General features: G+C 68.5%; 15 protein-coding genes. 9 read left to right on the top strand and 6 right to left on the bottom strand.

The features are described from left to right. Positions 1 to 19 precede the first annotated feature (19 nt). Positions 20 to 1,120 carry a branched-chain amino acid aminotransferase gene (locus ACIRRA_RS18685; RefSeq protein WP_402769228.1) on the top strand — a complete coding sequence of 367 codons (1,101 nt, stop codon included), beginning with the start codon at positions 20 to 22 and terminating at the stop codon, positions 1,118 to 1,120. Between the two features lie 101 nt (positions 1,121 to 1,221). Here ACIRRA_RS18685 and ACIRRA_RS18680 read toward each other — a convergent pair whose 3' ends face one another. Then, the gene (locus ACIRRA_RS18680; RefSeq protein WP_354847762.1) at positions 1,222 to 1,935 is read right to left on the bottom strand and encodes an MBL fold metallo-hydrolase; all 714 of its coding nucleotides are present in this window, start codon (positions 1,933 to 1,935) and stop codon (positions 1,222 to 1,224) included. 115 nt (positions 1,936 to 2,050) lie between these two features. Between ACIRRA_RS18680 and ACIRRA_RS18675 the strand changes: the two genes are divergently transcribed. After that, a complete protein-coding gene (locus tag ACIRRA_RS18675; RefSeq protein WP_402769224.1) occupies positions 2,051 to 2,242 on the top strand; it encodes a hypothetical protein in 192 nt (63 codons plus the stop codon). A gap of 44 nt (positions 2,243 to 2,286) precedes the next feature. Further along, positions 2,287 to 2,541 (top strand): hypothetical protein, encoded by a 255-nt coding sequence (locus tag ACIRRA_RS18670; RefSeq protein ID WP_402769222.1) that lies wholly within the window; start codon positions 2,287 to 2,289, stop codon positions 2,539 to 2,541. A 132-nt stretch (positions 2,542 to 2,673) separates the two neighbouring features. Here ACIRRA_RS18670 and ACIRRA_RS18665 read toward each other — a convergent pair whose 3' ends face one another. Beyond that, positions 2,674 to 3,639 (bottom strand): carbohydrate kinase family protein, encoded by a 966-nt coding sequence (locus tag ACIRRA_RS18665; RefSeq protein WP_402769220.1) that lies wholly within the window; start codon positions 3,637 to 3,639, stop codon positions 2,674 to 2,676. Between the two features lie 201 nt (positions 3,640 to 3,840). Continuing rightward, entirely contained in the window at positions 3,841 to 4,191 is a 351-nt protein-coding gene (locus tag ACIRRA_RS18660; protein ID WP_033089671.1) for an iron-sulfur cluster assembly accessory protein, read from the bottom strand. Positions 4,192 to 4,394: 203 nt separating this feature from the next. Here ACIRRA_RS18660 and ACIRRA_RS18655 point away from each other — a divergent pair, with 203 nt between their 5' ends. Further along, a complete protein-coding gene (locus tag ACIRRA_RS18655; protein WP_402769216.1) occupies positions 4,395 to 5,066 on the top strand; it encodes a DUF3043 domain-containing protein in 672 nt (223 codons plus the stop codon). A 74-nt stretch (positions 5,067 to 5,140) separates the two neighbouring features. Here ACIRRA_RS18655 and ACIRRA_RS18650 read toward each other — a convergent pair whose 3' ends face one another. Then, on the bottom strand, positions 5,141 to 5,371 hold the full coding sequence (locus ACIRRA_RS18650; protein ID WP_402769213.1) for a hypothetical protein: 231 nt from the start codon (positions 5,369 to 5,371) through the stop codon (positions 5,141 to 5,143). Beyond that, positions 5,368 to 5,490, bottom strand: coding sequence for a hypothetical protein (locus ACIRRA_RS18645; RefSeq protein ID WP_364616437.1), 123 nt, complete (start codon positions 5,488 to 5,490; stop codon positions 5,368 to 5,370). Before ACIRRA_RS18645 ends, ACIRRA_RS18650 begins: the two co-directional genes overlap by 4 nt. An 86-nt stretch (positions 5,491 to 5,576) precedes the next feature. Between ACIRRA_RS18645 and ACIRRA_RS18640 the strand changes: the two genes are divergently transcribed. From ACIRRA_RS18640 to ACIRRA_RS18620, 5 genes are all read left to right on the top strand, one after another. Beyond that, complete coding sequence (locus ACIRRA_RS18640) at positions 5,577 to 6,542, top strand: helix-turn-helix domain-containing protein (protein ID WP_402769210.1); 966 nt, start codon at positions 5,577 to 5,579, stop codon at positions 6,540 to 6,542. A gap of 428 nt (positions 6,543 to 6,970) precedes the next feature. Continuing rightward, positions 6,971 to 8,947 (top strand): nicotinate-nucleotide--dimethylbenzimidazole phosphoribosyltransferase, encoded by a 1,977-nt coding sequence (gene cobT, locus ACIRRA_RS18635; protein ID WP_402769207.1) that lies wholly within the window; start codon positions 6,971 to 6,973, stop codon positions 8,945 to 8,947. 186 nt (positions 8,948 to 9,133) lie between these two features. Continuing rightward, positions 9,134 to 9,880, top strand: coding sequence for an adenosylcobinamide-GDP ribazoletransferase (locus tag ACIRRA_RS18630; protein WP_402769205.1), 747 nt, complete (start codon positions 9,134 to 9,136; stop codon positions 9,878 to 9,880). A gap of 302 nt (positions 9,881 to 10,182) precedes the next feature. Next, positions 10,183 to 10,989, top strand: coding sequence for a DUF4239 domain-containing protein (locus tag ACIRRA_RS18625; protein ID WP_402769202.1), 807 nt, complete (start codon positions 10,183 to 10,185; stop codon positions 10,987 to 10,989). Positions 10,990 to 11,064: 75 nt separating this feature from the next. Beyond that, positions 11,065 to 11,997 carry a hypothetical protein gene (locus tag ACIRRA_RS18620; protein WP_402769199.1) on the top strand — a complete coding sequence of 311 codons (933 nt, stop codon included), beginning with the start codon at positions 11,065 to 11,067 and terminating at the stop codon, positions 11,995 to 11,997. A 25-nt stretch (positions 11,998 to 12,022) separates the two neighbouring features. Here the strand turns inward: ACIRRA_RS18620 and ACIRRA_RS18615 are convergent, their stop codons facing one another. After that, a complete protein-coding gene (locus tag ACIRRA_RS18615; RefSeq protein ID WP_402769196.1) occupies positions 12,023 to 12,886 on the bottom strand; it encodes a MetQ/NlpA family ABC transporter substrate-binding protein in 864 nt (287 codons plus the stop codon). Between the last annotated feature and the right edge of the window lie 5 nt (positions 12,887 to 12,891).

Raw genomic sequence — 12,891 nt, 5'->3', positions numbered from 1 at the left:
GCGAATTAGACTCCCGGTCATGACACTTGCCGCGCAGTTCACCCGTGTACCGCATCCCGCGCCACTACCGGCGGAGCGGCGGCAGGAGATTCTCGCGGAGCCGGGGTTCGGACGCTACTTCACCGATCACATGGTGTCGATGGATTATCTGGACGGGCAGTGGACCAACGGCCGCGTCGAGCCCTACGGCTCCCTGGCCATGGACCCGGCCACCATGGTGTTCCACTACGGCCAGGCCATCTTCGAGGGCCTGAAGGCCTACCGTCAGGCCGACGGCAGCATCGCCACCTTCCGGGTGGATGCCAATGCCGCGCGCTTCCGCCGCTCCGCCGCGCGCATGGCGATGGCGCAGCTGCCCGAGGAGCTGTTCATCGAATCGATCCGCCAGCTGCTCGAGGTGGATGCGGACTGGGTGCCCGCCGCCGGCGGCGAGGAGTCGCTGTACCTGCGGCCGTTCATGTTCTCCACCGAGGTCGGGCTGGGCGTGAAGCCGGCTGCCTCCTACAAGTACCTGCTGCTCGGTGGTCCCGCCGGTGCGTACTTCCCGCGCGGTCTGAAGCCGGTCAAGGTGTGGCTGTCCACCGAGTACGTGCGAGCGGCTCCCGGTGGCACCGGCGAGGCCAAGGTGGCGGGCAACTACGCCGCCTCGCTGCTGGCCCAGCAGCAGGCCGCCGAGAAAGGCTGCGACCAGGTGGTGTGGCTGGACGCCTGCGAGCGCCGCTACGTGGAGGAGATGGGCACCAACAACCTCTTCTTCGTCTTCGGCAGCGGGTCCGACGCCCGTCTGGTGACCCCGGAGCTCTCCGGCTCCCTGCTCCCCGGCATCACCCGCGACTCGCTCATCACCCTGGCCGCCGACTCCGGCTACAAGGTCGAGGAGCGGAAGATCTCCGTCGAGGAATGGAAGAGCGGCGTCGAATCCGGTGAGATCACCGAGGTTTTCGGTTGCGGCACCGCCGCCGTGGTCATTCCGGTCGGCTCGGTCCGCTCCGCCGAGGGTGAATTCACCATCGGCACCGGCGAACCCGGCGAGGTGACCATGGCGCTGCGCGAGAGCCTCACCGGCATCCAGCGCGGCACCTTCGCCGACAGTCACGGCTGGCTGCGCACCATGGCCTGACCGCGGAACGAAAGGCGCCCGCCCCGAGAGCATTTGGGGCGGGCGTTGACATGTCAGGGTGCAGCACCCACCGCTGAAACCGATGCCGCGGGGCGATCGGGTCAGCTGGGCATGAACATGTGCCACTGCTCCAGGGTCTGGGGGCGCATGACGTAGTTGTGTTCCTTGATGTGGGTCAGCGACGCGCTGGGCTCGTCCGAGTACCAGTGGCCGGGATAGACCGTCGGGTTCGACTTCAGGTCGGCCAGGTAGCGCAGGCTGCGGAACATGGCGTCGGAATCGCCGCCGGGGAAGTCGGTGCGGCCGCAGCCGTCGACGAAGAGGGTGTCGCCCGCGATCAGCCGGTCCTCGAACAGGAAGCACTGGCTGCCCGGCGTGTGGCCGGGGGTGTGCAGGAGTTCGATCTCGAAGTCGCCGACCGCGACCTTGTCGCCGTGTGCGTGGCCGGTCAGCTCGCTGGGCGCGATGCCGGTGACGTTGGCGACCCAGGGTAGTTCCTCGGCATTGACGTGGACCGCCACATCGGTCTTCTCCAGCAACTCCTTCACCCCGCGCAGGGTGAAGCCCATCATGGTGCCGCCGACATGGTCGGGGTGGTGGTGGGTGGCCAGGACCCCGGTCAGTCGCATGCCGTCGGCCTCGGCGATGTCAGCGAGCTGCCCGGCCTCGTAGGCCGGGTCGACGACCACGCATTCACCGCTGTCCCGATCCCCGATCAGGTAGGCGAAGTTGCGCATCTGCGTGGCGATCGGATCGCCCACGGCCCAGTCGCGGCCGGAGAGCAACTGGCGGAAGTACAAACGGTCGGAGGCCATGCGTCACAGCGTATTGCCAACGCATCGGACACTTGCATCCGGATCCTGCCCATTTGCCCGAAATAGGCGATTGACCTGCGGATTTCCTGTCGGTCCCTGCTGCTAACTTCCCCGCATGCCTTCGGTCCTGCACGAAGTACTCATCGACCTGTTCCGGCACCGCCCGCAACTGGTCGCCGACCTACTGCCCTTCGTGACCGACATCCCTCTACCCGAATTCGACCATGCCCGACTGGAATCCGGCGACTGCCCGGATATCGACCCCACGGAGTGCCGGGCCGATATCGTCGTGGTCCTGACCTGGTAATGGCCGTCTTGCCACGAGCGGCCCGGCACTTCTTGGAGAGCCTCATGACCGCCGGAACGTATGAGTACAAAAGTGAGTTCGCCCGGCGCTACTTCAGGCGGGGCAAAGCCGAGGGGGAGGTCGAAGGCGAGGCCAAGGGGGAGGCCAAGGCATTGCTGGCGGTTCTCCGGAGCCGAGGGATCACCGTGGATGAGTCGATCGTCGCTAGTGTCGGGGCATGCACCGATATCGAGCAACTCGATATCTGGCTCGACAGGGCCGCGACAGCGGGTTCGGCCGAGCAGGTGTTCGGGGCCTGACGGTCGGTCGCCCGCAACTCCGTGGTGTTCGCCTCGACCGTCAGGGTAGGCGGGGTGACGGACTCGGTCAGCGGAGAAGATCCGCACGCCGACGATATTATCGGCGTGCGGATCCGGAAAGTTCGCTGATCCTCAGCGCAGAATGGCTTCGATCTCGTCCGCGGCCTCGGCGCCGTACGCCCCGCGCAGGCGCTTCATCGCCACGTCGTGGTCGAGGTTCCAGTCCTGCGGCCCAACGGTTTCCAGCACCAGCACGGCGACCAGCGAGCCGAGCTGGGCCGAACGCTCCAGGGACAGGCCCGCGGACTGTCCGGTGAGGAAGCCCGCGCGGAAGCCGTCGCCGACGCCGGTCGGGTCGACCTTGGCGATGTCGGGGACCACGTCGACGTGCAGTTCGGTGCCGTCGCGGTCGACGATCTTGGCGCCCTTGGCGCCCAGGGTGGTGACGCGAATGCCCACGCGCTCACCGATTTCCGCCTCGCTCAGGCCGGTCTTCTGGAGCAGGATGCCCCATTCGTACTCATTGGTGAACAGGTAGTCCGCGCCGTCGATCAGGCGCACGATGGCCTCCCCGTCCACCAGCGCCAGCTGCTGGGAAGGGTCCGCGGCGAAGCGGATTCCGGCGGTGCGGCACTGATCGGTGTGGCGCAGCATGGCTTCCGGGTCGTCGGCGCCGACGAGCACCAGTTCGAGGTCGCGGCCCAGCTGGGTGATGTCGATCTCGCGGGCCTCGGTCATGGCGCCCGGGTAGAAGGAGGCGATCTGCGCCATGGACTCGTCGGTGGTGCAGACGAAGCGCGCGGTGTGGGCCTCGGTGGAGACGCGCACGGCCGAGCAGTCGACGCCGTTGTCCTCCAACCACTTCCGGTACTCGCCCCAGTCCTGGCCGACGGCGCCGACCAGCAGCGGGGTGCGGCCCAGCACGCCCATGGCGTAGCTGATGTTGCCGGCCACGCCGCCCTTGCGGATGACCAGATCGTCGACGAGGAAGCTGAGCGACACGTGCTGCAGCTGGTCGGCCAGCAGCACATCGGAGAACTTGCCCGGGAAACGCATGAGGTGATCGGTCGCGATGGAAGCGGACACGGCGATGGTCACGGGGGATCCTTCGGTGACGTGCGGCTGCGCACCGGATACGGAGATGACAGACGCGGGGGCCGGGGGTGGATTACGCGGCCGATATGGCCGCAGTTCGAAACTACTCTGTCCGAGACCGGGTGTTCCAGATCTCGTACGAGTCAGCGCACACAACAGCGCGGAACATCCGGTGCCGGACGTTCCGCGCTGGCGGGCGGTATGTCAGTTGAAGCTGTCGCCGCAGGCGCAGGAGCCGGTGGCATTCGGGTTGTCGATGGTGAAACCCTGCTTCTCGATGGTGTCGACGAAGTCGATCGAGGCGCCCTGGACGTAGGGGGCGCTCATGCGGTCGACCGCGAGCTTGACGCCGCCGAACTCCACGACCAGGTCGCCGTCGAGGCTGCGGTCGTCGAAGAAGAGCTGGTAGCGGAGGCCCGCGCAACCACCGGGCTGGACTGCGATGCGAAGGGCGAGATCGTCGCGGCCTTCCTGATCCAGCAGCGCCTTGGCCTTCGAGGCGGCGGCGTCGGTCAGAGTCACACCGTGAGTGGTGGTCTCGTTCTGCACAGTCATGAACTCTCCTAAGGGACCTGTTTTCAACCCGTGAAGGCACTCCCCGGGCCCGTCTCGATGGCTACCAACACCCGCTGGCAGGCGACTATTCCCCATCCTACGCGGCACGTATTCCCCGGACGGCCCAGGTTGTGCAGTCGCTGACAGATAGCTGGTGAGGTGTGCAACACAACAATCCGGCAGACCAGGATTTTCCGGCGGACATGTCATCGAATAGCCTGGTCGGCGTGAAGTTCCTGCGCCGTGGCGAGTCCACCCCCACCTCCGACAGCTCCAGCACCGATGCCGTCGCCGCGGTGGAGGACAAGACCGTCACCCTGGGTAAAGGACGGCCGACCCCGTCGCGGCGGGAAGCCGAGGGCCGTCGGCGCGGTCCGGTGGCGCCCGCGCCCAAGACCGCCAAGGAGGCTCGCGCCCGCCGCAAGGCGCTGCGCGGGACCAAGGAGGAGCGCAAGGCGTCCTCGGCCGAGCGCAAGGCCGATATGAACGATCGGCGGTCCCGCATGCTCGCCGGTGAGGAGCAGTTCCTGCTCCCGCGCGACAAGGGTCCGGTCAAGAAGTACGTCCGCGACATCGTGGACGCGCGCCGCAATCTGCTCGGCCTGTTCATGCCGCTGGCGCTGGTGCTGATCCTCAGCATGATCGTGACGCCGGCGCTCCAGGCGATCGTCACGCTGGCCACGCTGGTGATGATGCTGTTCATGATCATCGAGGGCGTCGTCCTCGGCCGGATCGTGAACAAGCGGGTCCGGGAGCGCTACCCGGACACCGCGGATTCCTCGTTGTCGCTGGGCTGGTACGCCTTCGTGCGCGCCTCGCAGGTCCGCCGCATGCGCGCCCCGAAGCCGCAGGTGGGCCCGGGCGACGCGGTCTAGCCGCAGCCGCAGCTGCTGCCGTCGGCGCTGACGGCGCTGGATGGATTCCCTGACGGGCGGTGTCTCACCGCCCGTCAGTTGTGTTCGCGGTAGGTCGACAGGGCGCGGATCTCGAGCGCCATACGGTCGCGGTCGCGGTCGACGACATGGCTGGAACCGGCCGTCTCCCAGGCGTTTTCGCGGTGGAAGGGGACGACCCGGCCGGCCGCGGCCAGCAGGGCGACGATGCGGCGGAACATGGCGACTGCCTCGGAGGAGCCGGTCGCGGTGTGGAACTGGCTGTGGCCGGAGGTGATGGCGGTCATGCGCGGATCTCGCTCTCATCGAGGGGTTCGGTGGTGTCTCCGGCCATGAAGCCGAAAGTCAGGGTGCCGAGTGCCGCCATGGCGGTTCCGGCTGCGACGATTGCGGACAGTGCTTGCATGGCAGTAAGTTTTCTCTAGGGAAGTTCCTGCCAACAGTGGCTGTTCTGACATTGTTCGCAAATATCCGGCCAGAGGGGATCGGGCCATGCTCTCGAAGGTCGCCGTCGTACTCAACGACCACCTCGCCATGTTCGAATTCGGTGTCGTCTGTGAGGTTTTCGGTCTCGACCGGACCGCCGACGGACTGCCCGCCTTCGACTACCGGGTCTGCGGCGCGGAGCCCGGGAAACCGCTGAAGTCCAGCTCACCGGGCATTCACGTGACCCCGGAGTACGGGCTGGAGGAGCTGCGCGACGCGGATCTCGTTGCCATTCCGGCCTTTCCGATCTCCGCGGACAACCCTTTCGACGAGCGCGTGGTGGATGCCGTGCGGGATGCCGCGCAGGCCGGGGCCACGGTGCTCACGGTGTGCTCGGGGGTCTTCCTCGCGGGCGCGGCCGGGCTGCTCGACGGGCGCAAGTGCACCACGCACTGGCGGTATGTCGATCTGCTGGCGGAACAGTTTCCGCAGGCCACCGTCGATCCCGATGTCCTGTACGTGGACGAGGGCAATCTCATCACCAGCGCGGGGACCGCGGCCGGCATCGACGCCTGCCTGCATCTGGTGCGGCGCGAACTGGGCAGCAGCGTCGCCAATGCCATCGCCCGTCGCATGGTCGTGCCGCCGCAACGCGATGGCGGGCAGCGGCAGTTCATCGAGCGGCCGGTGGTGGACTGCGATTCCGACAGCCTCAGCGAGACCCTGCACTGGATGGGTGAGCATCTGGAACTGCCGCACACGGTCGAAGCGCTGGCCATGCGCAGTGCCATGTCGACGCGCACCTTCGCGCGCCGCTTCGCCGCCGAGACCGGGACGACGCCGGTGAAATGGCTGACCGGGCAGCGGGTGCTGCTGGCCAAGCAGTTGCTGGAGGACACCGACCTGGATCTCGAATCCCTCGCTCACCGTTGTGGATTCGGGTCCGGGGCGCTGCTGCGGCATCACTTCCAGCGGGTGGTGGGGATCGCGCCCGTCGAGTACCGGCGGCGGTTCGGCGTCCGCGTGTCTTGAAAGGCGCTGCCTGAAACAGGCGTTGTCCTACGCGGTACCTCCGGCTACGCTGCGCAACCGTGCGTTGGGGAGTGATGATCGCGGCCGTGCCCTTGGCGGTGCTGGTGGCCGGTGGGACCGCCGGGTGCAGGGATCCGCGGAATGTGGCGGGGGACTGTGTGGTGGGGACTTCGCCCGATTCGCATGTGAAGCCGGCGCCCTGCTCGGGGCGGCACGACGGCAAGATCATCGCGAGTGTGAACCATCGATCGGATTGTCCGCGGGGAACGGACTGGTCGTATACCGCCAAGGACCTGAAGGTCCTATGCGTGCACAACGAGCACAGCTCCTGAGCCGTACCCGGACACCGGCCGTAGGACTCGGCCCGCAGGCGAGTGATGATCGTGCCTACTCGGCCGGAGCACAGCCGCAGTTGATACCGTGCTGACGTGTCGCACACTGCTCAGACAACCGATCGGCCGTTGCGGACCCTGGTGCTCGGTGGCGCCCGGTCCGGGAAGTCGGCCTACGCGGAACAATTGGTCGCGTCGGAGGCGGTGCGGTACGTAGCCACCGCGGTGGCCGATCCCGCCGACGCCGACTTCGCCGAACGTATTGCGGCGCACCGGGCTCGGCGGCCCGCGAACTGGACGATCGTGGAGGGCGACGCCGTCGCCGCACTGGCCGACGCCACCCCTGTCACCCTGGTCGACGACCTGGGCACCTGGCTGACCGCGCGGCTGGACGCGCGCGCGGCCTGGGAGTCGCCGCGCGGCATCGTCGCGCCGGATATCGATGCGCTCGTCAGCGCGGTGGCGGGATACCGGCAGCGGCTGATCATCGTCAGCCCCGAGGTGGGGCTCGGCGTCATCCCGGCGACCGCCTCCGGCCGTCTGTTCCGCGATGAGATCGGCGCGCTGAACCAACGGCTCGCGGAGGTTTGCGACGAGGTCTTCCTGGTGGTGGCCGGGCAGCCGTTGCGGATCAAGCCGGACGTCGCCGCCGCGCTCTCGGATGCGGCCGCAGCGAATTCTGCCGCCGCAGTGGCGACTTCGGCCCAGGCTTATGGAGCCGGCGCGGATGGTGCTGCGGTGCAGCCGGTTTCAGCGGCCGCCACCGCGGAAGCCGGGACCGCGTCGGCCGGCAGCGGTGCGTCCGCCGCGGCTCAGGGAGCCGGTTCCGCGAGCGGTGTTGACAGTGCGGATCTCGGGATGACCGCCGCAGGAGCGGCGACCGCGGCCGTTGGTGCCGCGGTCGGTGCGGGAGTGGCGGCCGAAGCAGATTCGGATGAGGTTGGCTCTGCGACCGGGGCGACCGCGACCGGCGGGGCCGCTGACGGCCCGGTTCCGACCAAGCCCGCGCGGATGTCGTTCGGGCCGGTGCAGGGTCCGGACGCCGGAGTGCGGAAGGCCGCCGAGGAGCGGCAGTTGCAGCTCACCAAGCCCGCCGGGGCGCTGGGGCGGCTGGAGAAGCTGGCCAACTGGGTCGCCGCGTGCCAAGGTGTGTGCCCGCCAAAGCAGTTCGAGCGGGCTCGGGTGGTGGTCTTCGCGGGCGATCACGGGGTGGCGCGGCACGGGGTGTCGGCGTACCCGAGCGAGGTGACCGGGCAGATGGTCGCCAACTTCCTGAACGGCGGGGCGGCGGTGAATGTGCTGGCGCGCCTGGCCGACGCCACCGTCCGCGTCGAGGACATCGCGGTGGATTCCGATACCGCGCCGGAGATCTCACGGCACAAGGTGCGGCGGTCCAGCGGCTCCATCGATCGTGAGGACGCGCTCACCGAGGCCGAGGTGCAGGCGGCGCTGACGGCGGGCGCGACCATTGCCGACGAGGAAATCGATTCCGGCGCCGACCTTCTCATCGCCGGTGACATGGGCATCGGCAACACCACGCCCGCCACCGTGCTGATCGCGGCCGTCACCGACACCGAGCCGGTGATCGCCGTGGGCCGCGGCACCGGCGTCGACGATGCCGGATGGATCCGCAAGACCGCCGCCGTTCGCGACGCCATGTGGCGAGCCCGCCCGGTGGTCAAGGACCCGGTTGCCCTGCTGCGCACCGCATCCGGCGCGGACTTCGCCGCGATGGCCGGCTTCCTCGCCCGCGCCGCGGCCCGCCGCACCCCGGTCATCCTGGACGGCGTCGTGGTCACCGCCGCCGCCGTGGTCGCCGACCAGCTGGCCCCGGGCGCCCGCGCCTGGTGGGTGGCGGGCCACCGCTCCAGCGAGCCCTCACACACCATCGCCCTCCAGCGCCTGGACCTCGAGCCCCTGGTCGACATGAGCATGCGCCTGGGCGAAGGCTCCGGCGCGGTCGCGGCCCTGCCGCTCCTACGCGCCGCCGTCGCCACTCTCGGCGAAATGGCGACCTTCGACTCCGCCGGAGTCAGCACCGCCGACACGGACGCCGAAGCCTCCGGTGCGTAGCTACCCACCGTTCACGGCACCGAGTCCCGCTTCGCGAGACGCGGTGCCGTGCAACCAGGTACGCAGCCATGCGGTCGTAGCATCCCTGCCGACTGCCGCGGGCCGCGACCAGCGCGCGTGCGGCGGCTCCGCGGGGCTGGTCGGAGCTGCCCAATGGGCAGCGTGGGAACGGTTCCGGGTGATCGCGTGAACGCGGTTCGGCTGGCGGTGTCCTGGTTGACCGTGTTGCCGGTACGGGGGCCGGACGAGGTGGATCGGGACGTGGCAGGGCGGGCGATTGCCTGGGCACCGTTGGTCGGGGTGCTGCTGGGGGGACTGGCCGCTGGATTGTTGTGGGGGCTGGGTGAATTGGGGGCCGCGTGGCCGCTGGCCGGGTTTGTGGCGGTGGCCGGGCTGGCGTTGATCACGCGAGGGATGCATGTCGACGGGCTGGCCGACACGATGGACGGGCTCGGGAGTTATGGGTCGCCGGAGCGGGCCCGGGAGATCATGAAGAGTGGTGGGGTGGGACCGTTCGGGGTGGCGGCGCTGGTGTTCGTCATTGGGATTCAGGCGGTTTCGCTGGGGGCGCTGGCCGGGGGCGGGCGGTGGCTCGCGGTGGTGATCGCGGTCGCTGTCGGGCGGGTCGCGGTTGTGCTGGCCGGCCGGAGAGGGATCGAGGCGGCTCCGGGCGCAGGATTCGGGGCGCTGGTGGCGGGGACACAGCATCCCGTCCTGGGTTGGCTCTGGGGTGGGATCGCGTGTCTCGCAGCGGTGTTCGCCACCGCGAACCCGTGGCAGGGGCCACTGGCCGTGGTGATGGCGCTGGCCGGGACGATGCTGCTGGTGCGGCACTGTGTGCGACGGTTCGGCGGCCTCAATGGTGACGTGCTCGGTGCTGCACTGGAAGTGAGCATCACGGTCGCTGCCGCGGTGCTGTCGTTCGCCCGCTAGGTGCGGCGGCGGGATTCCTCGCCGCCAGCTGCATGGGCTGAAGGTCGGTGCCATCGGCCGGGAATTCCGCAGCCTGCGCCAGGCTCGTGGGAGCGCGACGAAGGTGCCGGCGGGCAGCACTCGCCGGGCCCGGTCGATGAGTAGTACGACACGCCCGGGTTCGGGAAATGTCGAGGCGCGCAGTGGATTTGCCGCATTCGTCGCAACCGGATGACAGTTCGTTTGCCCTTCACGATCCGACCGCCCGGTGGCCGCGAATACTTCATGATCGCAACTGCCCTGGGTGGGAATGGAGGGGTGCAATGCTCGGAATCCTGATGCAGCTGGGTGTGCTGGTGTTGTTCGCGGTGGCGGCGGTGGGGGTCTTCCTCGTCGGTGATCGGGTACGGCCGAAGTCGTGGCGGCACAGCGATGATGCCGGGGCGGGGCACATGATGCTGGACATGGTCAATATGTTCTTCGCGGCCATCGTGGCGTTCGTGGTGGTTATCCTGTGGCAGCAGTACGACACCTCCCATGAGCACACGGTGAGCGAGAGCAAGGCGCTGGTCAGCGTGTACGAGACCGCCAATGGCATGCCGGCGCAGGATCGAAAGCAGATCCGGTCACTGGTGACGGACTACACCAAGCAGGTGGTCGGCGACGAGTGGAAGGTCATGGACGAGCAGCGGCGGCTGAGCCCGGCCGCGCAGGCGACGCTGGACGATCTGCGCCAGGCGGTGTCCGCCGCGCCCGCTGTTGACGCCGATGCCAAGTCGGCCCAGGACAAGGCCCTCACCGCAGTGGACTCCATCGCGGAGGCTCGCTACGACCGCGGCCTGGATGCCGGATACCGACTGCCTGGATTCCTTTATCTGGCACTGTGGTTCGCGACCGTCATGCTGCTGTTCGGCACGGTTTTCTCCGGCGTGGTGGTCACCAAGCGCAGCATCTTCATGACCGGACTTTTCGGCGTGGTGATCGGCGCGGTCATCGTGGCCATCTACCAGCTGGACCAGCCGTTCTCGGGCGGCAGCCACGTCTCCAAGGACGCCTACGAACTGGCCCTGGCCCGCTTCCAGCACATCGCCTCGGACCTGCCGGTGGCGAGCGGTGGCACTCCGCGCTGATCTGTTCGACCGAGGAACCCGCACTTGGCTTTCGGAGGCAGCGTGAACGGAACCCGAAGAACAGCACGAGGATTCGTGACAGCGACGGCCGTGCCACTGACCGCGGCGCTGCTCGCCATCCATCCGAAGGTCGCCGCCGCCGATCCGGGACTTACGGGGCTGCCGCCGATCGGTGAGATCATCAGCGGCAGTGCGGCTCCGGACAGCGGGGCCGCAGCGGTCGACGCGCCCACCGGGAGCGCGCTCGGACTCGGCACGGGCAACGGCTACACCGGTAGCCAGGGCGCAGCGGGCCAAGGCGGGGCCACCTCCGGCAGCTCGGCCGGAGTGGCGCAGAGTCCGGTCGTCGGAGTGCCGCTCGGTACCGGCGCGTCCGGCAGTGCCGACCTCCCGGGCGGAACCGAGCCGCGCGCAGCGGATCTCGCAATACCCGGACCGGCCGCGCCGAGCCCGGCCGCCGCCCCGAACACCCTCGGGGGCCTGGTCGGCCTGAACTCGGGCAGTGTGCTCACCGCCTGTGCGGGCAGCGCCGTGGTGGGCAGTGCCGCACTGGGTTTGGGTATTCTCACCGGCAGCGGCATGGGCTCGGGGTTGATCGGCCCCGGCTTCGTGCCAGGGTCCAGTGGGCTGGTCGGCCCGGGCTCGGCCGGAACGGGCAGCGTGGCGGTGGGCAGCGCGGCCACCGGAAGCGCGCTGCTGACCTGCATGCTCATGTTGCCGGTGCCCACGGCGCCGGGACCCGGTATCCCTCTGCAGATCCCGCCCGCCCCGGCCGTGGTGCCCGCGGCCGCACCGATACCGGTACCAGCGCCTGCTGCGATTCCCCCTGCCCCGGTACCGGTTCCGCCGCTGTCGCCCCCACCTCCACCTGTCGAATACGCCGCCCCCGTCCCATCCGAGCAGCGGCCGCCCCTGACCGCTCTCCAGGTCATGACCGTCATGATCATCACCATCATCGCCGGGGCTCGCGCCCGTCTCGCCCGCGCCCACCGCGGAGCGGTCGACTAGCGAGAACCGGTCGGCGAGCCGAAAGTCATTGCCGGAACTTGGCTTCCAGGTCGGTGGCGGTGACCTGGAGATCAGCCGGTGTGTTGGTCTTGAAAATGCCCTGGAATCCCGCCTCGGCCTTGATCGCCGCCTCCACCTCCGGGTCGTGGTAGATCTGCGTCAGTTGCAGGTACGTCGGGTTGTCCTTGTCGGCGGCCCGCGCGGCGAAGATATTGATGTACTGCTTCAGGTCCGGACGGTTCGGATCATCGGTGTAGATGATCTGATCATTGGTCAGCCCCGCCTGCCGCGCCCAGGTGTCGTCGACGTAGGCGGCATCCACGCTGTCCAGTGACGCGGCGGTCAGCGTCGGGTCGATGGTGGTGAGCCGGACTTTGGAGGCGGACTTGTCGACGTCCTCGAGCTTCGAATCCCAGGAGCCGCCGCTCTTCAGCACGATGAGCCCGGCAGCGGCCAGGTTCAGCAGTGGCCGCACCTGATTGGCGGGATTATTGCTCAGGGTGATCTCCCCGCCCCGGGGGATCTCCGACACCGACCTGTGCTTCTTCGAATACAGGCCCAGCGGATAGATCTCCGTGGCCCCGATCGGCACCAGCGTGTCGTTGTTGCGGGCGTTGTAGTTGGCCAGATACCGGATGTGCTGGAACTTGTTGAGGTCGATGCGTCCCTGGGACAGCGCCGGATTCGGCTGGTTGTAGTCGGTGAAATTGGTGAACTCGACCGTGATGCCCGCGGCGGCGGCCTTCTTCTCGAACACGTCCCAGTGCGGTTGTGAGAGATCGTTCACGCCGATGCGGACCACGTCGCCGTGGTGTTCCGTGCCACAGGCGGCCGTCAGGGCCAGCGCGAACAGGACCGGAATCACCAGGAAACGGCGGAATTTTCGCATTTCAG

It is taken from the genome of Nocardia sp. NPDC101769 (genome assembly GCF_044766925.1).
Taxonomy (GTDB): Bacteria; Actinomycetota; Actinomycetes; order Mycobacteriales; family Mycobacteriaceae; genus Nocardia.
Note: the sequence above shows the minus strand (reverse complement) of the source record. Positions and strands in the feature narration are given on the sequence as shown.

Bases quoted from the DNA above. Each gene is read 5' to 3' on its own strand.
- ACIRRA_RS18685 (WP_402769228.1), top strand. From the start codon at position 20: ATGACACTTGCCGCGCAGTTCACCCGTGTACCGCATCCCGCGCCACTA.
- ACIRRA_RS18680 (WP_354847762.1), bottom strand. From the start codon at position 1,935: ATGGCCTCCGACCGTTTGTACTTCCGCCAGTTGCTCTCCGGCCGCGAC.
- ACIRRA_RS18675 (WP_402769224.1), top strand. From the start codon at position 2,051: ATGCCTTCGGTCCTGCACGAAGTACTCATCGACCTGTTCCGGCACCGC.
- ACIRRA_RS18670 (WP_402769222.1), top strand. From the start codon at position 2,287: ATGACCGCCGGAACGTATGAGTACAAAAGTGAGTTCGCCCGGCGCTAC.
- ACIRRA_RS18660 (WP_033089671.1), bottom strand. From the start codon at position 4,191: ATGACTGTGCAGAACGAGACCACCACTCACGGTGTGACTCTGACCGAC.
- ACIRRA_RS18655 (WP_402769216.1), top strand. From the start codon at position 4,395: ATGTCATCGAATAGCCTGGTCGGCGTGAAGTTCCTGCGCCGTGGCGAG.
- ACIRRA_RS18650 (WP_402769213.1), bottom strand. From the start codon at position 5,371: ATGACCGCCATCACCTCCGGCCACAGCCAGTTCCACACCGCGACCGGC.
- ACIRRA_RS18645 (WP_364616437.1), bottom strand. From the start codon at position 5,490: ATGCAAGCACTGTCCGCAATCGTCGCAGCCGGAACCGCCATGGCGGCA.
- ACIRRA_RS18640 (WP_402769210.1), top strand. From the start codon at position 5,577: ATGCTCTCGAAGGTCGCCGTCGTACTCAACGACCACCTCGCCATGTTC.
- ACIRRA_RS18625 (WP_402769202.1), top strand. From the start codon at position 10,183: ATGCTCGGAATCCTGATGCAGCTGGGTGTGCTGGTGTTGTTCGCGGTG.
- ACIRRA_RS18615 (WP_402769196.1), bottom strand. From the start codon at position 12,886: ATGCGAAAATTCCGCCGTTTCCTGGTGATTCCGGTCCTGTTCGCGCTG.